This window comes from Streptomyces sp. NPDC057424 (assembly GCF_042803315.1).
Lineage (GTDB): Bacteria > Actinomycetota > Actinomycetes > Streptomycetales > Streptomycetaceae > Streptomyces.
Window position 1 is genome coordinate 55,652 of record NZ_JBHVCP010000026.1, and the last position, 14,336, is coordinate 69,987.

13 protein-coding genes, 3 tRNA genes and 3 pseudogenes are annotated in these 14,336 nt (G+C 69.8%); 10 read left to right on the forward strand and 9 right to left on the reverse strand.

Translation table 11 applies throughout. The features are described 5' to 3' along the window. Positions 1 to 4: 4 nt before the first annotated feature. Entirely contained in the window at positions 5 to 865 is an 861-nt protein-coding gene (locus ACFU3E_RS21365) for a carbohydrate ABC transporter permease (RefSeq protein WP_384160343.1), read from the forward strand. Further along, positions 862 to 2,271, forward strand: coding sequence for a glycoside hydrolase family 32 protein (locus ACFU3E_RS21370; protein ID WP_384160346.1), 1,410 nt, complete (start codon positions 862 to 864; stop codon positions 2,269 to 2,271). The genes ACFU3E_RS21365 and ACFU3E_RS21370 overlap by 4 nt, the downstream gene beginning before the upstream one ends. Here ACFU3E_RS21370 and ACFU3E_RS21375 read toward each other — a convergent pair. Beyond that, a complete protein-coding gene (locus tag ACFU3E_RS21375) occupies positions 2,234 to 3,298 on the reverse strand; it encodes a LacI family DNA-binding transcriptional regulator (protein ID WP_384160348.1) in 1,065 nt (354 codons plus the stop codon). The two genes, ACFU3E_RS21370 and ACFU3E_RS21375, sit on opposite strands and share 38 nt — an antisense overlap. A gap of 75 nt (positions 3,299 to 3,373) precedes the next feature. Here ACFU3E_RS21375 and ACFU3E_RS21380 point away from each other — a divergent pair. Then, positions 3,374 to 3,583 (forward strand): annotated as a pseudogene (locus ACFU3E_RS21380) (PIN domain-containing protein); the annotation flags it as partial. Positions 3,584 to 4,091: 508 nt separating this feature from the next. Continuing rightward, the gene (locus tag ACFU3E_RS21385; protein WP_384160351.1) at positions 4,092 to 4,316 is read left to right on the forward strand and encodes a hypothetical protein; all 225 of its coding nucleotides are present in this window, start codon (positions 4,092 to 4,094) and stop codon (positions 4,314 to 4,316) included. A gap of 103 nt (positions 4,317 to 4,419) precedes the next feature. On the opposite strand, the gene ACFU3E_RS21390 is transcribed toward ACFU3E_RS21385, so the two are convergent. Together ACFU3E_RS21390 and ACFU3E_RS21395 are read right to left on the reverse strand one after the other, a co-directional pair. Next, positions 4,420 to 5,052: an RDD family protein gene (locus tag ACFU3E_RS21390; protein ID WP_384160354.1), complete on the reverse strand. Its 633-nt coding sequence runs from the start codon at positions 5,050 to 5,052 to the stop codon at positions 4,420 to 4,422. Positions 5,053 to 5,405: 353 nt separating this feature from the next. Further along, a pseudogene (locus ACFU3E_RS21395) lies at positions 5,406 to 5,604 on the reverse strand (beta-ketoacyl synthase N-terminal-like domain-containing protein); the annotation flags it as partial. 267 nt (positions 5,605 to 5,871) lie between these two features. On the opposite strand from ACFU3E_RS21395, the gene ACFU3E_RS21400 reads away from it, so the two are divergent. Next, positions 5,872 to 6,087, forward strand: a complete 216-nt coding sequence (locus tag ACFU3E_RS21400) for a type II toxin-antitoxin system VapB family antitoxin (RefSeq protein WP_384160357.1) — start codon at positions 5,872 to 5,874, stop codon at positions 6,085 to 6,087. After that, positions 6,084 to 6,497, forward strand: coding sequence for a PIN domain nuclease (locus ACFU3E_RS21405; RefSeq protein WP_384160361.1), 414 nt, complete (start codon positions 6,084 to 6,086; stop codon positions 6,495 to 6,497). The genes ACFU3E_RS21400 and ACFU3E_RS21405 overlap by 4 nt, the downstream gene beginning before the upstream one ends. 949 nt (positions 6,498 to 7,446) lie before the next feature. Here the strand turns inward: ACFU3E_RS21405 and ACFU3E_RS21410 are convergent. After that, a complete protein-coding gene (locus tag ACFU3E_RS21410; protein WP_384160364.1) occupies positions 7,447 to 7,953 on the reverse strand; it encodes a TetR/AcrR family transcriptional regulator C-terminal domain-containing protein in 507 nt (168 codons plus the stop codon). 147 nt (positions 7,954 to 8,100) lie between these two features. Between ACFU3E_RS21410 and ACFU3E_RS21415 the strand changes: the two genes are divergently transcribed. Further along, a complete protein-coding gene (locus ACFU3E_RS21415) occupies positions 8,101 to 8,328 on the forward strand; it encodes a hypothetical protein (RefSeq protein WP_384160367.1) in 228 nt (75 codons plus the stop codon). 85 nt (positions 8,329 to 8,413) lie between these two features. After that, a complete protein-coding gene (locus tag ACFU3E_RS21420) occupies positions 8,414 to 10,564 on the forward strand; it encodes an MMPL family transporter (RefSeq protein ID WP_384160369.1) in 2,151 nt (716 codons plus the stop codon). A 197-nt stretch (positions 10,565 to 10,761) separates the two neighbouring features. Here ACFU3E_RS21420 and ACFU3E_RS21425 read toward each other — a convergent pair whose 3' ends face one another. Both ACFU3E_RS21425 and ACFU3E_RS21430 read right to left on the reverse strand, forming a co-directional pair. Beyond that, positions 10,762 to 12,213 carry an ATP-binding protein gene (locus tag ACFU3E_RS21425; protein ID WP_384160373.1) on the reverse strand — a complete coding sequence of 484 codons (1,452 nt, stop codon included), beginning with the start codon at positions 12,211 to 12,213 and terminating at the stop codon, positions 10,762 to 10,764. Further along, positions 12,210 to 12,902, reverse strand: coding sequence for a response regulator transcription factor (locus ACFU3E_RS21430; RefSeq protein WP_062926706.1), 693 nt, complete (start codon positions 12,900 to 12,902; stop codon positions 12,210 to 12,212). The genes ACFU3E_RS21425 and ACFU3E_RS21430 overlap by 4 nt, the downstream gene beginning before the upstream one ends. Before the next feature lie 209 nt (positions 12,903 to 13,111). On the opposite strand from ACFU3E_RS21430, the pseudogene ACFU3E_RS21435 reads away from it, so the two are divergent. Both ACFU3E_RS21435 and ACFU3E_RS21440 read left to right on the forward strand, forming a co-directional pair. Then, positions 13,112 to 13,240 (forward strand): annotated as a pseudogene (locus ACFU3E_RS21435) (IS5/IS1182 family transposase); the annotation flags it as partial. Next, positions 13,186 to 13,374, forward strand: coding sequence for a hypothetical protein (locus tag ACFU3E_RS21440; RefSeq protein WP_384160464.1), 189 nt, complete (start codon positions 13,186 to 13,188; stop codon positions 13,372 to 13,374). The pseudogene ACFU3E_RS21435 and the gene ACFU3E_RS21440, both read left to right, overlap by 55 nt. 557 nt (positions 13,375 to 13,931) lie before the next feature. Here ACFU3E_RS21440 and ACFU3E_RS21445 read toward each other — a convergent pair. The 3 genes from ACFU3E_RS21445 to ACFU3E_RS21455 all read right to left on the reverse strand — a co-directional run bounded on the left by ACFU3E_RS21445 (position 13,932) and on the right by ACFU3E_RS21455 (position 14,336). Further along, a tRNA-Ile gene (locus ACFU3E_RS21445) sits at positions 13,932 to 14,005 on the reverse strand. A gap of 190 nt (positions 14,006 to 14,195) precedes the next feature. Continuing rightward, positions 14,196 to 14,268 (reverse strand) — tRNA-Asn (locus tag ACFU3E_RS21450). Positions 14,269 to 14,276: 8 nt separating this feature from the next. Next, positions 14,277 to 14,336: transfer RNA gene (locus ACFU3E_RS21455), tRNA-Asn, on the reverse strand.

Here is a 14,336-nt window from a genome sequence, read left to right on the forward strand (position 1 = left end):
TTCGATGCCGGGTCCCCGCACGAGCACCACCACGTCACGCGTACGGCACGGCCTGGCACCCTGGGGCCGGATCGCAGGCCTGGCACTGTGCGCCCTGTTGACGCTCGGTCCGGTCATCTGGACGGTGTCGACGTCACTGCGCACGCCGGCGGAGTCCTTCGACCTGCCGCCGGAGATCATCCCCACGGACCCCACCGTCGACGCCTACCGCGGGGTCTTCGAACAGATCGACGTCTGGCTGTACGCACTGAACTCCACCCTGGTGACCGCGCTGATCGCGGCCGGCCAGATGATCACTGCGGGCCTGGCGGGCTATGCCTTCGCCCGCCTCGAATTCCGCTTCAAGAAGCCGCTGTTCGCGCTGGTCCTGGCCACGATGATGGTGCCGTTGCAGGTCACGATGGTCCCGGTCTTCCTGGAACTGAAGACGATGGGTCTGACCGACACCCTGCTCGGCCTCATCGTCCCGGCCTTCCCGACGGCCTTCGGCACCTTCCTGATGCGCCAGTACTTCCTGGGCATGCCGAAGGACCTGGGTGAGGCGGCGATGATCGACGGCGCGGGTCCGTGGCGCGTCTTCCGGTCGGTGTACGCCCCCTTGGCGGCCCCCGGTCTCGCCATCGTCGGCGTGCTGGCCTTCAACTACCACTGGAACGAGTTCTTCCGGCCGCTGATCCTCGAAACCTCCACCGAGAACCTCACGCTGCCCCTGGGCCTGGTCTCCCTCCAGGGCAACCTCGGCACCGGCTCGATCTCCGTCGTCCTCGCCGGAGTCGTCCTCTCCATGATCCCCGCCGTCGTCGTGTTCGTCGTCGGCCAGCGCCCTCTGCGCGAGGGCATCACATCCGCAGGAGTCAATCGTTGAGTTCCGTGAGCCGGTCGACCGACGCCAACAGCCCGCGCTTCAGGGTCCGCCCGCCGGCCAACTGGATGAACGACCCGAACGGCCCGTTCCGCTGGGGCGATCGATACCACCTCTTCTACCAGCACAACCCCGACGCCCCCGTGCACACGAACGTTCACTGGGGCCACGCCTCCAGCCCCGACCTCGCCCACTGGGACGACCACGGGATCGCCCTGCGCCCCACGCCCGGCGGCCCGGACGAGGCGGGCTGCTGGTCCGGCTGCGTGGTGGACGACGGTGGTGTGCCGACCGCGGTGTACTCCGGGATCGACCACGAGCACAAGGGCCTGAGCGCGATCTGTCTCGCCGTGGCCGAGGACGACGGCCTCCGGAAGTGGAAGCAGCTGCCGGTACCGGTGGTCGCCGGCCCACCACCCGGCCTGGACGTGACGATGTTCCGGGACCCCTTCGTCTTCCGCTTCGCCGGACGCCGCTGGGCGCTGATGGGCGCCGGCCACGCCGACGGCACCCCGTCCGTCCTGGTGTACGACTGTGAGGACCTGTACGACTGGCGGTTCGCCGGGGTCCTGCTGGACGGCCGGGACCCGGCGGCGGCCCGCGCCTTCGGCAAGCGGGCGATCGGCTGGGAGTGCCCGCAGTTGTGGGCGACGCCCCGGGGCGACTGGGTGCTGGCAGTGGCCCTGTGGGACGGCGAGCCGCTGAGCACCGCGTACGTCACGGGCCGTCTGGTGGAGCATGCGGACGGTGGACCGAGGTTCGCGGCCGGTACGGGCGGCGGCCCGCTGGACCTCGGCCGTGACTTCTACGCCCCCTCCGTCCTCCATGACACGGAGTCCGGCCGCGCCCTGCTGTGGGGCTGGTCCTGGGAGTCACGCCCGCCCGAGGAGGTGGACCGCGCGGGCTGGTCCGGCGTCCTCACGGCACCCCGGGTGATGGACACCCACGAGGACGGCACGCTACGGGTCGTACCGGCTCCGGAGCTCGAACTACTGCGAGCGGCCGTCCCGTTCACGGCCGCACCAGGACCGCACCGGACACTCCCCCTCGCGTACGACCTGCTGGTGACTGCCCGTTCGGCGGCGACCGTGAGTCTGCTGCGGGCCACGTCCGGGGCCGAACTGACCGTGCGAGTCGACCCGGCGTCCGGCACGGTGACCCTGGACCGCACGGCCTGGCCACGCTCCCGCCCCGGCGGCACGGCCCCCCTGGTCCTGCCGACCTCGCCGGGCGAGACCCTCGCTGTACGGATCCTCGTGGACGGCTCCCTGCTGGAACTGTTCGCGGGCGACCGGGCGACGGCCACGGAACGGGTGTACCGGCGGGACGACGACATCGCGGAGCTGACCGTGCAGGGGACGGACGTCGAGGTCACGGGCTGGGAGCTGGTCCCACCGAACCCCGCGTGACGACGGGGCACTCCAGCCGCCGGGTGGTGACCGGCGGCGCGGTCCCGCTGTCGATGGCGTCCAGGAGGAGGCGGACGGCCGTCTCTCCCATCGCGCGATGGGGCAGAGCGACCGTGGTGAGGGGCGGGCTGAGGAAAGCCGCCATGTGTTCCTGGTCGTCATAGCCGACGACGGACAGCTCGGCGGGCACCTCGAGGCCCAGGCGCGCGGCGGCGTGGAGGACGCCCGCGGCGACCCGGTCGTTGTAACAGACGATCCCCGTGGGCCGCCGGCAGGCGGGAACACCGTCCAGCAGCCGCAGCGCGCCCTGGTACCCGGCGGCGATCTCCCCTCCCGTCCGCACGATCCAGTCCTTCTCGACGGTCAGCCCCGCCGCCCGCAGCACGTCCCGGAAGCCGCGCAGCCGTTCCGCGGTCGCGATGTCGTCCAGACCGCCCACCAGGGCGACACGGCGGTGGCCCGCGTCGAGAAGGACGCGCGCGGCGCTGCGGCCACCGGCCCGCTCGGCGGGGATGACGGCCGGGAGGGAGCCGTCCTCGGGGAGACAGTTGGCGAGCACGGCGAACGTGCGGTGCAGCCCTTCCGGGACTCGGGCGCGGCGCAACGACAGCGCGGCGTAGATGATCCCGTCGACCCTCCGGTCGAGCAGTTCGGCGACGGCCGCGTCCTCGGCGACCGGGTCCTGCCCGGAGTCGACGGTGAGCACCAGATGCTCGCTGCTCCACGCCATGTCCATGGCCCCGCGCAGCAGCCGCCCGGCGAACGGAGAGGTGGCGATCTCGTCCGTGACCAGACCGATCACGGCGGTACGACGCCGGCGCAGGCCACGGGCGACCGCGTTCGGCCGGTAGCCGAGCTGTTCGGCCGCCTTGCGGATCTTCTCCTGCGTCTCGGCGGAGAGGTTGCCCTGGGCACGCCCGTTGAAGACGAAGGACACGGCCGTGTGCGACACCCCGGCGAGCCGGGCGACATCCCGCGAGGTCGCCCGCTCGGCCCCGCCACCCCGCGTCTTCTCGACCCCGCCCATACCTCGTCCCCGCCGACTTCGCCTGATCAGGCAAAGCCTACCCGCGGGAGATGGTGCGGAGCCCGCCGCCGCAGACCGATGCCGGACGGCATCTACCGCCGCTCCCGCGTGGTCCAGGAGCAGCTCACCGCGAAGGGCGAGCACCGCAGCGCGGGCCCGGTCGACCTCCTGGTCGCAGCCGCCGCCGAAGAAGCGGGCCTCACCCTGCTCCACTACGACAGCGACTTCGAAACCCTCGCCCGCACCACGGGACAGCCGGTACGCACGATCGACCTCAGACAGTGATCCTTTTCCGACCTCACGCTGAGGCGTCATAGGAGACGAGGACGGCCTCGACGATCGCGGCGACGCGGTTGGCCCTGCGGCAGACTTGCCGCAGCAGGCGCCAGCCCTTGAGGGCGGCGCCTGCTCGCCGACACAGTGAACCTCGGCGCGAGCGCTGCCGCCCGAGCCGGCGCCCACGGAAGGAGGCGCGGATCGGGTTGCTCCACGGTGCCGCTCTGGCCAACTCCTGCCGGACCGGCCGGGCCTGGCTGCCGGCCGGACCGGCATCGTGGAGGCCAGAGGCGTCCCGTGCGGTAGGTCGTCACCAGACCCGCCTGACGCAACGCGGAGATGCACCCGGATGCCGGAGACGGGCTCACGCCAAGAGCCCGAACCACGGTACTGGTCGGCGTGGGCTGTCGAGTTCACTGGGGATGCGAGCCCGGGTGCGGCCGAAGAGCCGCTCAAGCGCGCGTGTGCTGCGTGTGTCCGTGAGGGATCCCCACAGATCGCCGATACCGCGGGCAGGGTGTTCAGGTGGGCGAAGCCGTCCTCGAGCGACTGGTCCTGGATCCTGCGCGGACACCCGAAGGAGCTCCTGCTGATCAACGTCTGGCACGGCGCGCCGAGCCTCGAGTTGATCCTGGAGGCGTACGAGAGACTGGAGCACGCCGGGTACACGCTCTGGTTCGACGCCGAGCTGGAGCATCTGAACGAGGACGGGGCGATCTCGTTCGAGCTGGGCCTGCCCTGAGGGGGACGGGCTACCATCGCGCGGAGTCCGAAGCCCGGTCGCCGCCGAGGATGGTCGGGGCAACCGGGCTTCGTCGGACTCCCAGTGGTCAACCGGCCACCGTTCAGGCCTCCTTGACTACCACGGTCTTGGCCGCCTTGTCGTGGAAGCACTGCTGCAGCGGCTTGTCCCAGAGCAGCGACAGCACGTTCACCAGGGAGAACAACGAGCCAATGCAGTAGACCGCCTGGGGCAGGCTGAAGACCGCGCTGCGGATCCAGAGCTCGTTGTCGGAGGGACGGCCACCGTGCGCCGCTGAGACCACCCGCAGCTTCATCACCTTTTTGCCGATGGACTGCTGGCTCTGGGTGAGCATCATCACAGCCTCGTAGCCGAAGACGGCCACGGCGCCGATGACTCCGGCCACGATCGAGCCGACCGCAGCCGCGACGGTGAGTTGGACCAAGATCAACGGAATCAGCAGGATGCCGAAGTCGATCAGGCGGGCCAGGAAGCGGTCGCCGGGATTGGCCAGGGTACGGTTGCCGGGCGGCGGTGGGCCGTACGGGCCGGCCGGGCCGAGCCACGGCGGGAGCTGACCGTCGCCCTGCGGGTAACCGGGCGGCGGCGGGGGCGGGTAGCCCGAGCCGGGCTGCGGCTCGTACGGGCCCTGTGGGGCACCGTGGCCGGGCGGAGGCTGCTGGCCATGAGGGTTCTGGTCTGACGGGTAGCCGTAGCCGGGGGGTTGATTCGTCATCGCCCTGCTTGTCTCGTATGGGATTTACCCCTAGGGTCTACGGCCCCGGCGATCCTTTAGGAAGGCCTTGAGACCAACTGTTACCTGAGAACCGATGATTCGCGATCTCGTCACGACCTCTCCAGGCCCCTCGAGGCTGCGGGCGCCGCGGGCGGCTCTCGCGTGCGGAATCCCGGAGTTCCAGGAGGAGAAGGGTTCCAGGAGGAGAAGGGTCTGGGCCCTTCCGCGACCGCACGAGGCCAGCCGCGTGCCACCGGTGCCTCGCATGCCTGATGGACCCTCGGATATCCGTAAGGCACATGGAGCACTGTGCATCGTGAAGCTGAGCACCGGCGCGGTCGCCCACTGCGTTCCTCAGCCCCGACCGCGACGACCACATCCGCGCCCAAGGCGGATCAGGTCCGGGCCCATCGCAATCGCCTCGGCACCAGATGCGCATGCGCTGACAGGGGTATGGGCACCTACGCGAGCACCGAGCTCCATGCCGACCCAGGCCGCGGGTCCGTTCGCCATCAGCATCGGCACGGTGTGGGGCGAGACCCGGCGCACACCAGGGGATTGCCGGCGAAGCGGGGGCTCGCCCTCGTGGCCCGAGGGTCACTTTCTACGGCCGGAAGGGTCACTGTCGCGTTGGACATGATGACTCCGTGCGACAGAAGTACCTTCTTGTCCAGTTTTACCCTGCGTCAGGGACTTGCGGACCTGGACTCACCTTCCGGCCATGAAGCCCGCCGATCAGGACCAGACTGGAGCCCGCCGACTCCTTATACAATGGATCAGGCATACTGATATACGTCGTCGTATACAAAGGAAGCCGCCGTGAGCCGAACTGTCATCGACCTCGACGACGAGGCACTGGAAGCCGCCGCCAGGGAACTCGGCACCACCACCAAGCGCGACACGATCAACACCGCCCTGCGCGAGGTCACCGCTCGATACCGGCGCCTGCGCGCACTCGAGGACGCCCGGCAACTGGTGACCGACGGAGCCCTGGACCTCGACATCCTCCTGGACAAGAGCCAGTACCGGCCGTGACCGTCGCCGACTACCTCATCGACACCTCCGCCCTCGCCCGCGTTCTTCTCGCCCAGAACACAGCCGAGTGGGACGACAGGATCGCTGCCGGCCTCGTCGCGATCTGCGACATCACGGAACTTGAGGTCCTCCACTCCGCCCGCTCTTCCGCGGGCCGCACACGACTGAAGGCGGCACTCGACGCCCACTACGTTCGGTGTCCGATGCCGGACGGCATCTACCGCCGCTCCCGCGTGGTCCAGGAGCAGCTCACCGCGAAGGGCGAGCACCGCAGCGCGGGCCCGGTCGACCTCCTGGTCGCAGCCGCCGCCGAAGAAGCGGGCCTCACCCTGCTCCACTACGACAGCGACTTCGAAACCCTCGCCCGCACCACGGGACAGCCGGTACGCACGATCGACCTCAGACAGTGATCCTTTTCCGACCTCACGCTGAGGCGTCATAGGAGACGAGGACGGCCTCGACGATCGCGGTGACGCGGTTGGCCCTGCGGCAGACTTGCCGCAGCAGGCGCCAGCCCTTGAGGGCGGCGCCCACGGAAGGAGGCGCGGATCGGACAGCCGGCTCCTCTGGTGCGCCTTGTCCGCCCGGCATCTGATCCCGGCATGGCCAGGGCCTCCACGATGCCGTACTCCCGGCCGGCAGCCAGGCCGTGGGTGGTACCGGGCAAGGTGGGCGAGGCCTACCGCCACAGCAGGCGACCGAGCCGAATCCGGCGGCCAGGCGTGCAGGCCGCCACAGCACAGATGGGTCAGGCCCCACAGAGCCTGGCGCCTCGGCGTGAGGCGCCGCCGACGGGAGCCGATCTGCAGCCGGTGCGCGCAAGTCGGCGGGCGAGATGCCGCAGGTGCACGTTGAACAGAGCGATCCCCGACGGCTGCACGCAATGGGGCGCCAACCAGCCCGGCCCGTCAGCAGGTTGAAAAGAGCTCAGAAAACCGAGCGCAAGCATCAGTTCTGCCATCGGGCAGGCACCCCTGCACCTCCAGCCCCGCCCCTCCCCAGTTCCTCATGCCCACTGCGCATCCACTGGACCTTGCCACCGGCTCCGCTGTGCAACATCCGACAGATGGGCTCGCCCTGCATTACTGCAGGCCAGGCGACTGACAGGCGCACCGGCACACCTGTCGCGACCCCGCGAGCAGTACTCGTGAGCAGCGGATTCTCCCCCGTTGAACCCGAGCCGGTGCTCAGGGCCACTGACGATACGTTTCCGCAGGTCGGGGAACGTTACTGGTGGGGCGGGTGGGACTCGAACCCACGGCCGACGGATTATGAGTCCTTTGAGAATCTTGGCGGCCCTTGCGTTTCTACGCTGATCCACGGCGTTTTTGCAGGTCAGCCGCGGTGAACTGTGTCAGCTCACCCTTGCCTTTGTCGGTCCGTTCCTATCCTTGCGTCCCCAACGCGTCCCCAACGGGCCTCCTCAAGACGAAAGCGCAGGGTCAGGAGGACAAAACGGCCTGCTCGGCAGCACGCCACGACCTGGTCACGACGCGGTCCGCAGCGGACTCTCATTCGGCAGATCGTCTTCCCCGGTGAATACGAGGGCATGGTCGCGTGCCTGGTTGGCCTGGAGGCGAGGTCCGGGTGTGGGGGCATCGGTGCAGGAAGCACCGCTTCACCTGCTGCCCCCGGCGAGCCCGCCCTCAGGCCCTCGATGAGCAGGCCGAGCCCGAACTCGAAGGGGCGGGTGAAGTCCGTGCTGGTGAGCGTAGGCAGTGTGGCGCTGAGGTGGGAGTACGTGCCCGCCGTCACGGCGTCGCGTAGGACTCCCTGGTCCGCCGGTACCCCGCTTCCCCGCTGGAGGGCGGCCTGTACCTCCAAGGTGCGGCCCACGGTGAAGTTGGCCACGGCGAAGAGCGCCATCGCCGCATCGTCGTCGTGCGTCGCGCAGGGTGCCCACGAACACGTCGGCGAAGCCGAGGGTGTTGGACCCGGTTGAGTGCGAACCGGCGAAGACCCGCGCACCGTCGCGGTGGGTCACCGCGGTGACCCGGTCGGCGGACCTGCTGCGTGAGGGTCGTGGGCTCCTGCTCGACCGACCGCGCGGAGGTCCGCGACGCCGCGGCCGCGTGGACCGGACGGGTCAACACCGTCACCGTCCGCACGGACCGGGTGGACGTCGACACGTTGCTCATCCGGCCCGACGGCTGTGTCGCCTGGGCCTTGCCCACCGGGCGGGACCTCGACGCCACCACGCTGGTGCGTGCTCTGAGCACATGGTTCGGCCAACCCGCCTGAGCACCGCATTAACAGTCGTCTCAGGTTCGCTCCGTAGGAAGTAGGCATCCAGATAAGCGATGCAACCGTATGTAGGAGGCCAGTGATGGCAGTCAACGCAGCGCCGTCCGGGGAAGCGCCGGCCGGTCGGTTGGCAGGCCGGTGGGTGCCGTGGTTAGTGATTGGCTTGTGGCTGGTGCTGGCGGCGGGCATGGTGCCGCTGAGCGGAAAGTTGAGCTCGGTCACCACTGACAGCGCCGTAGACACCCTGCCGGCCAGTGCCGAGTCCACCAAGGTGGCGGTGCTGGACGACCGCCTCCCCGGTGGTGACAGCAACACGTTCGTCTTCGTGTACCACCGCGCCGGCGGCATGACCGACGCCGACCGCGCGACGGTCGAGCGCCACTACAACACCCTTGCCAAGCGGTACCCGCCGAAGGCGACGGCGGCGGCCGGCGAGGACGACGAGGGCTCACCGACGAGCCCCTCCACCGACCGCAAGGCGATGATGTTCACCCTCGAGGTGAGCACGGCCTACGGCGCACCGGAGGACATCGTCGGCCCGTTGCGTGACGCCGCGAAGGACCGCCCCTCCGGCCTGCAACTCGACGTCACCGGCCCGGGCGCGATCGACGGCGACATGGACGCCGTCTTCGACGGCATCGACGTGCAGGTCCTCCTCACCACCATCGTCGTCGTCACGCTCCTGCTCATCCTCACCTACCGCAGCCCGGTGTTGTGGATCATCCCGCTGGTGGCCGTCGGCGCGGCCGCACTGACCGCGATGGGGACCGTCTACCTGCTCGTCAAGGGCTTCGGCATCGTGGTCAACGACCAGAACTCCGCGCTGTTGACGATCCTGGTATTCGGCGTCGGCACGGACTACGCGCTGTTGCTCATCGCTCGATACCGTGAGGCACTGCACCACCATGAGAACGTCCGGGTCGCGATGGTCCACGCGCTACGCGGCGCGGCGCCGGCCATCGTCGCGTCCGCGGCCACCGTGGTCGCCGGCCTGCTCTGCCTGCTCGTCGCGGACCTGAACAGCACCAGCGGGTTGGGCCCGATCGGTGCGGCCGGCATCCTCTGCGCGCTGGTGGCCATGCTGACGCTGTTCCCGGCGGTGCTCGTGGTGCTCGGCAGGCGGATCTTCTGGCCGGCCATCCCGCGGTTCAGCACGGCCGTGGAGGAGAAGCCGGGGCTGTGGGGACGGCTCGGCACCGCCATCAGCCGCCGCCGGTGGGTGGCGACGCTCGGCTCGCTCGGAGTCCTCGGCGTGCTCGCCATCGGGCTGGCGGGCAACACCGGCGCCCTGCGGGAGCAGGACCAGTTCCTGTCGGCGCCGGAGTCGGTCACCGGCTTCACCGTTCTTCGCCAGCACTTCCCGGAGCTCGGCGGCCAGCCGATGACGATCTTCACGCGGCCGGCGCACCAGGAGCGGGTGCTCGACATCGTCAAGGACACTCGCGGTGTGGCCCTGGCCGTCCCGGAGCAGACCAGCGGTGGCTGGGCCAACATCTCCGTGTTTCCGAAGGACGCGCCGGACACCGTCGCGGAGTACGACACGATCAAGCGGGTGCGCACCGCCGTGCACGCGGTGAGCGGGGCGGAGGCGATCGTCGGCGGGCCGAGTGCGGAGAACCTCGACACCGAGGTGACCACCAGCCGCGACGAGAAGCTGGTGGTCCCGCTGGTGCTCGCCGTCGTCCTGATCGTCCTCGGGCTGCTGCTGCGCGCGATCCTGGCCCCGCTGGTCCTGATGGCCACTGTGATCGTCTCATTCGCCGCAGCCTTCGGCGGCAGCGTGTTCGTCTTCGACACGATCCTCGGGTTCGAGGGTGTCGACTATTCGGTGCCGCTGCTGGCATTCCTGTTCCTGGTGGCGCTCGGCGTCGACTACAACATCTTCCTGGCCAGCCGGGCCCGGGAGGAGACCGTGCGTCTCGGCACCAGAGAGGGCATGCTCAAAGCCCTCTCGGCTACCGGCGGCGTCATCACCTCGGCAGGCCTGGTCCTGGCGGCCACGTTCGCGGTCCTCGCCACACTTCCGCTGGTGATGCTGATCGAGGTCGGGTTCCTGGTGGCCTTCGGCGTGCTGCTCGACGCCCTGCTGGTGCGGTCGATCCTGGTGCCCGCCCTCACCTTGCTGATCGGCCGGCGGATGTGGTGGCCGAGCCGGCTGTCCCGGCCGGCGGCGGAGCTGCCGGACGGTCAACAGCCGCTCGCCGACGACGAGGAGCCCGCGCTGCAACGGTGAGCGCGGCGGCACGGAAGAGATCCGGGACGGGCACCAGGCCCGTCCCGGCCTTTTTATGGGCCCGACGGTCGCCGCCCTCTGGTCCTGCGCCACACGCCAGGGCTGGGGTCGGCGCATCGCGGTGTCCTGCCCCGACGGTGAGCCGCGCGGGGCCATGCCCGAGGGCCGCCGTCCCTTGTCCTGCGCCGCAGGGCGGGTCAGCACGCCGCGGTGTCCTCCCCGGCGGTGAGCCGCGCGATCGGGGCGGGCGGGGCCGCCGCCGGAAGGTCGACCCGAAGCAGCGCGCCACCGCGTGCGGAGCGGGCGACGGTGGCCCGGCCGCCGTGGGCGTCGACGACCCGCTGCACGATCGACAGCCCCAGACCGGATCCCGGCAACGCCCGGGCGCTGTCGGCACGGTAGAACCGGTCGAACACCCGCGGTACGTCGGCGGCGTCGATGCCCGGCCCCGCGTCGTCGACCTCGAGCACCGCCGACGTGCCCTCGGCACGGAGCCGGACCTGGACCGGCTGGTCCTCGGGGGACCACTTGCCGGCGTTGTCGATGAGGTTGAGCACCGCCCGCTGGAGCGCAGCGGGACGCCCGCTCACCCACACGGAGGTCACGTCGAGCGCGACCTCGATGTCGGGCACGCGGGAACGCGCCCGGGTCGCGGCGGCCACCACCACGTCGGCGAGATCGAGCACCTCGGTGCTCTCGTCGCTGACGTCACCGCGCGCCAGGTCGGTCAGCTCGGCGACAAGGGTGCTCAACTCGGCCACCTGGGCGCCGAGATCGTTGAGCAGCCGGGTCCGGCTCTCCGCCGGCAGGGCGCTGTCCAGGGTGCCGCTCCGATCGAGCCGGATCAGCAGCTCGGCGTTGAGGCGCAGGCTGGTGAGCGGGGTCTTGAGCTCGTGGGCGGCGTCCTCGGCGAGCAGTCGCTGGGCCCGCCGGGAGTCCCGGAGCGCGGCGAGCATGTCGTTGATCGACTGGATCAGCCGCCGGATCTCCCCACCGCCCTCATCCGGGATGTCGGCGTCGAGATCCCGGGTGTGCGCGACACGTACCGCGGCGGCGGTCAGCCGGTCGATCGGTGCCAGCCCGGTCCGCGCCACGGTCCGCCCGACAAGGGCGCCGCCGATCACGCAGAGCAGCCCGATCAGCAGCATGCCGAACCCGAACTGGTTGATCGGGCTGTCGTCGGCGACCTGGGCCACCTGGACCGCGCCGTCGCCTGCCCGCAGCGTGTAGATGAGGTAGCCGTCGTCGTCGCTGTCGTTGGATTCCATCAGGTCGGCCGACGCGCCCTGCGCCACGCGCCCGGCGTGCTCGCTGACGGGGGGCAGCGAGGGTTGGCCGGCCGGCGTCCGGGTCGAGCCGTCGGGCAGGATGACCCGCACCAGCCGACCGGTTCCGGGATACGGCGGTAGCTGGACCTGCGCCAGACCGGCGCGCTGCGCGTTCGTCGCCAGGACGCGGGAGTCGGCGCGTAGCTGATTCTCGGCGGTGTCCTGCAGCTCCCAGTCCAGTAGTTCGCTGGCCACCTGGAAGGCCACGAACACGCTGACCGCGATAGCCGTCGCCGCGATCACCGTCAGCCTGGTCCGCAGGGACCGCCGGCGCCACCATCGGGTCAGCCGGCGCGGTTCCCGGCCGGCGGGCCCGCTCACGGAGGAGTCTCCCGCAACGTGTATCCCAGGCCGCGCAGCGTGTAGATCAATCGCGGCTCACCCTCGGCCTCCATCTTGCGGCGCAGGTAGCTCACGTATACCTGGAGGTTGTTGGCGGTGGCGCTCATGTCGAAGCCCCAGATCGCCTCGAACAGCGCGTCGCGGGTCAGGACCCGGGTCGCGTTGCTCATGAGGACCTGCAGGAGGGAGAACTCGGTCCGGGTCAGGCGCAGCGGCCGCCCGCCCCGCCACGCCTGGAACCTGTCGGGATCGAGCCGGACGTCGGCGAACGACAGGATCTGCGACTCCCCGTCGGTCGGCGTGCGCCGGCGTAGCAGGGCCCGCACCCGGGCCAGTAACTCCTCGGTGGCGAACGGCTTGGGCAGGTAGTCGTCGGCGCCCGCGTCCAGCCCCGTGACCCGGTCGGAGACCTGGTCACGGGCGGTCAGCATCAGCACCGGCAGATCCCGACCCGCGGCCCGCAACCGCCGGCAGGTCTCCAACCCGCCGAGGCGGGGCATCATCACGTCGAGGATCAGCAGATCCAGCGTGTCGCCGTCGGCCCCACCGACCCCGTCGAGCACGGCGAGACCGTTGGCGACGGTGCTGGTGTCGTAACCCTCGACCTGGAGCACCCGCTCCAGCGACTCACGGATGGCCGCTTCATCATCCGCGATCATGATCCGCACGCCGACCCGCCCCCTTCCAGTCGGTTTTTTTGCGGCTCATTGTCCCCGATCAACCTGAGGCCAGGATTAGAGCGTCGCTGGGGACCGCGTTCTTACGGATACCTAAGAGGGCGGTATGAGGTCCGGTAGGTGATTTGTCGTCTCCTGAACGTGTGGGACTGCGGCATCTCAGCCGGTCGGCGGGCTCGGGCGTGCTGGGCTGGACAGCCCTGAGTGAGCGCAAGCCCTACAAGACCGACCTGTCCGACGGACAGTGGGCGCTGATCAAGTCGGTGATCACCGCATGGAAGGCCGCACACCCCTCGATCAGCGGCCATCAGGGCCGGTACGGGAGCAGGCGCGGCGGAAGGCGGACCCGAGCCTGGTCGTGCTCGACACCCAAAAGCGTGCACGCCGCGGCCGGGTGATCGCTTCGTTGCCGTACTTCGATGAGCACGCGACGGTCATTGCGGCGCGGGTCGACGACGTCTGACGCAGTCTGGGCGAGGCACTGGACCGATCCTTCTCGTGTCCCGGCATGGCCGACTACGCGAGACTGGTGGGATCCGCGGACTGCACAGCGTCTGGGCCACGGCCCCTTGCCGTTTTCCCGGCCTGGCCGGCGGCATCTACCGACGGCTCGCCATCGGGACGGGCGGGCACGTGGTTGGCATGCGGCGCCTCCTCTCAGCAATCCGCCGCCGATCCGAGTAACGCGTACACGATCCCGGTCCGGTCTCTATAGAGGAGCTACACCCAATGGAGCCCGCCAACCATGCCGCGCCCGGAGGCGAACCTCGCCGACGAGACCCATCGCACACACTTTCATGATCCCCGTGTCCCCACATCGCTGCCTTGCCGCAGAATGGGGCACCTGGCACGACCCGCACTGGCAGTGGAAACGGCGCATACGCGCAGGTCACAGGACTGTTGGCTACCGCAGATCTCCTGGCCTTCGAACTCGCGAGCAGCGGATTCAGTCCGTTGAGCGAGAGTTGACGCTCCGACACCTCACGAGGAACGTTTCCGCAGGTCAGAGGCCTGCACAGGTGGGGCGGGTGGGACTCGAACCCACGGCCGACGGATTATGAGTCCGCTGCTCTAACCGGCTGAGCTACCGCCCCATAACGGCGTGTCGCGCACATGTGTGCGCGCCGTCTGCCGCAGCATAGCCGCTCATACGATCTCCTGCTTCGGCTGGGCGGCTTCGCGCGGCCTATGTGACCTTGAGGACTGCGCCGGGTGCCGCGCGGTTCCCGGGACAGCGGATCGGACATGAAAAAGGACCCCGGAGAGGGGTCCTCGTTCAGCCTGCTCCCCCGACTGGACTCGAACCAGTAACCTGCCGGTTAACAGCCGGCTGCTCTGCCAATTGAGCTACGGAGGACCGAGCTCCCCGGACTGGACTCGAACCAGTAACCTGCCGGTTAACAGCCGGCTGCTCTGCCAATTGAG